The following is a 2,874-nucleotide window of genomic DNA, read 5'->3' on the forward strand; positions in this document are numbered from 1 at the left end:
GCCGGAGCGCTCCCTTGAACGACACCCTCAATGAACCCCGCTGCGGCAACGACATGGGCCTACCGTACCTACCGGCTCGGCAGCGGATTCTCCCGCCAGGCGCCGCGGCGCGGGACCGCGCCCGGATTCAGCGCCCGTTCGAGCAGCCAACCGACGATCTCCTCGCCCGCGGCCACCCCGCCGCTCGGGCTCACGCTGGTGCCCTCGCCCACCCAGCCCGTCTCGGCCAGCTCGCCGTGCGGCGGCCGGATCGACGCGTCGGCCGCCTCGAGCAGCTCGGTGTCGAGCAGCGAGTCGCCGGCCGCGAGCAGCACGCCGGCACCGGTGCGCCGGGCCACCTCGGCCGCAGCGGCCGCCTTGGTGAGCGGCTTCGGCAGGCAGTAGACCTTGCGGCCCTGCAGCGAGGTCGTCCAGCCGCGCTCCGCGCACCACCCGGCCAGCTCGGCGACCCAGCCCGCGGGCAGTTCCCCGCGCTCGACGACCGCGTAGCAGAACAGGTCTGCGGCCATCCGCAGCTTCTTGACGAAGTCGCCGCTGATCCGCGAGAGGTGGGCGTACACCTCGGCCGGCTCGGCGCACTCGGACACCCGCACCCGAACGCCCGCGGCCCAGTCGGGGTCGCTGTGGCCGTCGACGAGCAGATGCCCGCCGTTCGCGCAGATGGCGTACGCCGGCGCCTCTCCGAGCAGGTGCACCCGCGCGTACTGCTCAGGCGTACGGGTCGTCGTCGGCACCAGGGTCGCGGCGGCGGCGAGCAGTTCCAGGCCGGCCGCCGCCGACTCCGTCACGTACGACAGTGGACGGCCCTGGTAGAGCTCCACGCACAGCAGGCGCGGCAGATCCGCGTCCGCCCCGGACAGGCCGAGCGCAGCCGACGAGTAGATGAGCGTGCGATCGAGGTCGACGCAGACGACCGCGTTCTCGGCGGGATTCGTGTCGGGCATCAGGAGGGTCCTCCGCGCGAGTATCCGGGGTGGATCAGGCCCGCGCACGCGTACGGCAGTGAATCCGGCTCGACCGCAACCACGGGCACACCGCGCTCCTTCGCCAGCAGCCGGATGTGCGCGAGCTCGTCGCCTGCGTCGGCGCGTGCGAGGACCTTCCACGGCACCCGGCGCAGCAGCACCCGGGTGGTCTCCCCCACTCCCGGCTTGATCAGGTTGAGGTTGTCGATGCCGTGCTCCTCGCCGATCCGCCGGACCGCCGCCCACCCGGACCAGTCCGGTGTGCGATCGGCGGCGGCGAGGACGGGCCAGTCCGCGGCGACCTGGCCGGCGACGTCGCCGAAGCGCGCGCACACCGCGTCGAGGAACCGCATGGAGACGTCCGCGCCGCCGAGCTCGGCGTAGAACTTCGCCCCGTGGAAGTCGCCGGGGCCGATCAGCCGGTCGTTCAGCACTGTACGGCTGACCAGTCCCGAGACGGTGGAGTTCAGGCAGGCCGAGGGGATGAGGTAGTCGTCCCTCGTCCCGAAGATCCGCACACACCGGCCGGGGTCGGCGAGCACGGCCATGCCGGCCGGGAAACGGTCCCCGGTCGCGGTCTCGTGTGCGGTGAGCGCGTCGGCGAGCTCGCGGGTGATCGCGCCCTTGCCGGTCCAGCCGTCCACGAACATCACCCGTGCCGGGTCGTGGTGGGCGGCCACGTACCGTAGCGCGACCGTGTCGACCCCCCGGCCCCGTACGATGCTGACCGCGTAGTGCGGCAGGTCGAGACCGTGGGCGAACCGAGCCCAGCGGCGCACCAGGATGCCGACCGGGGTGCCCGCCCTGGCCAGTGACACCAGGACGGCGTCGCGGCCCCGCTCGGCGAGAATCATCTCAGTGATCACACCGGCGCCGTACGCGAGTCTGGCCGCCGACGCGTCCAATGCGTCCTGGAAGAGCCGCTGGTACTCCTCACCGGGCTGGTACTCCACCGGCAGCGACTCGGCATAGTGCGCCCGGCCCGCCTGGATGGCCTCTTCCCGTTCCTCCGTGGGCGCCTCGAGCCGGGCGTCGGACAGATCGGTCAGCAGCCACGCCACGTCCTGCGGCGGATAGCTGCCGAAACCGGGTCCACGCAGCGGCTCCGGCAGGGCCCGCGTGCTCGTGGCCGTGCTCACCCGCCCGCTCCTGCGGGCCCGGGCCGGCGTGATGGCACGACGGCGAGCAGCACCGCGCCGCCGAGCTCGGTCAGCCGGGCGAGCAGCCCGCCGGCCAGCTCCGCAGTGTCGGCCTGGTCGTCGATGACGATGATGATCGCGTCGAACCGCCGGTCGGCGTCGGCGCCCGCCGCGACGTTGTAGGCGTAGCGCTCACCCGGCCCGTCCGCCGGGTCGTCATGTGACGGGAACGCCAGCCGCGTCCGGATCGCGTAGCCCGGATCGTCGACCGCCAGCACGGGCGAGCGGGTCGTCGTCGAATAGCGGACCTCGGTGCCTTCGAGCCGGTCGGCGAGCGCCTCCGCCAACCGCAGCGGCGCGTACATGAGCTCTTCGAACCCGAGCACCAGCACCCGCCGCCCGGGTTCGGCGCGAACAACTGCATGATCACGGCTGGAGGGGGTGAGCTCTCGGATGAGGGCGTCGGTGAGGCGCTCGGCCATCGCGGGGAGGGCGGCCTCCAGGCGGATCCGATGCTCCGGCGTGAAGCCATGGCGGCCGCCGTCGGGTAGCCCCGCGGGCCATTCCAGCTCCACTCTTCGGACCCGTTCGGGACTCTCTGCGTTCTCCTCGACCGAGTCCGATCTCGCGGCCGGGCCCGTGGTCGACGCCACCGCCGGGCCCGTGGTCGACACCGCCGGGCCTGTGGTCGACACCGCCGGGCCCGTGGTCGACACCGCCGGGCCCGTGGTCGACACCGCCGGGCCTGTGGTCGACGCCACGGGCGCTCG

The 2,874-nt window shown here is 73.2% G+C and carries 3 protein-coding genes; all 3 read right to left on the reverse strand.

The window, feature by feature from the left end; translation table 11 throughout:
* Positions 1 to 68 precede the first annotated feature (68 nt).
* Genes HKK72_RS38250 through HKK72_RS38260 form a run of 3 tightly spaced genes read right to left on the reverse strand, consistent with a single transcriptional unit; the run spans position 69 to position 2,757 of the window.
* Entirely contained in the window at positions 69 to 944 is an 876-nt protein-coding gene (locus HKK72_RS38250) for an HAD family hydrolase (protein ID WP_187239265.1), read from the reverse strand.
* Positions 944 to 2,104 (reverse strand): cysteine protease StiP family protein, encoded by a 1,161-nt coding sequence (locus HKK72_RS38255; protein ID WP_315987655.1) that lies wholly within the window; start codon positions 2,102 to 2,104, stop codon positions 944 to 946. Before HKK72_RS38255 ends, HKK72_RS38250 begins: the two co-directional genes overlap by 1 nt.
* On the reverse strand, positions 2,101 to 2,757 hold the full coding sequence (locus HKK72_RS38260) for a TRSP domain-containing protein (protein WP_315987656.1): 657 nt from the start codon (positions 2,755 to 2,757) through the stop codon (positions 2,101 to 2,103). The genes HKK72_RS38255 and HKK72_RS38260 overlap by 4 nt, the downstream gene beginning before the upstream one ends.
* Between the last annotated feature and the right edge of the window lie 117 nt (positions 2,758 to 2,874).

Origin of the sequence: Actinomadura sp. HBU206391, from assembly GCF_014323665.1 — a bacterium.
Classification (GTDB): Bacteria; Actinomycetota; Actinomycetes; order Streptosporangiales; family Streptosporangiaceae; genus Actinomadura_C.